The 549-nt window shown below is 65.2% G+C and carries 1 protein-coding gene; it reads right to left on the bottom strand.

All coding sequences use genetic code 11. The annotated features are described in order from the left end of the window. Window positions 1–549: hypothetical protein (locus tag AC1DIW_RS21860; protein ID WP_478110922.1), on the bottom strand; the 549-nt coding region annotated here is incomplete at both ends.

Raw genomic sequence — 549 nt, 5'->3', positions numbered from 1 at the left:
TGGTGTAGTCGTAGTGGCGTGCGCCCACCGTCAGCGACAGGCCCTCGATCTGCGGCGGGGTCCAGGTCGCCTCGCCGAACTGGGCCGTCTGCTTGACGCCGGTGTTGACGTAGCGCCCCTGCAGGTACTGCATCGGACTGTAGGGCTGGCCCGTAGTCAGGCTGGTCAGCACGGTGTTGCTGTCGATGTGGTCCTTGCGCAGCTCCATGTAGCCGCCGACCGTCCACTGCAGTTGGCCCTCGCCCTTCGACGACAGCCGCAACTCGTGGTTCCAGGCGCCCAGATAGGCCGGCTGGTAGCCGATCACGCCATAGGCGCTGCCGATATAGGGCTTGTACTGCGGGGTGAAGTCGATCGTCCGCAGCATGTCGTACTTGTAGTAGGCGCTGGACGCGGTGACCTCGCCGACCGGGCTCGACCATTTGCCGGTGACGCTGGTCATGTCTATCTCGGTGTCGAGCGGCAGCTTCACGGCGCTGTCGGTGTTGTAGCCGCCCAGGCGGTCGTACCAGCCCTCCAGGTCGTCGGCCGACGAGTTCTGGTGAACCT

It is taken from the genome of Terrabacter sp. 01T434 (genome assembly GCF_056398545.1).
The sequence above is the reverse complement of the archived record's forward strand: the minus strand, read 5'-3'. Positions and strand labels throughout refer to the sequence as shown.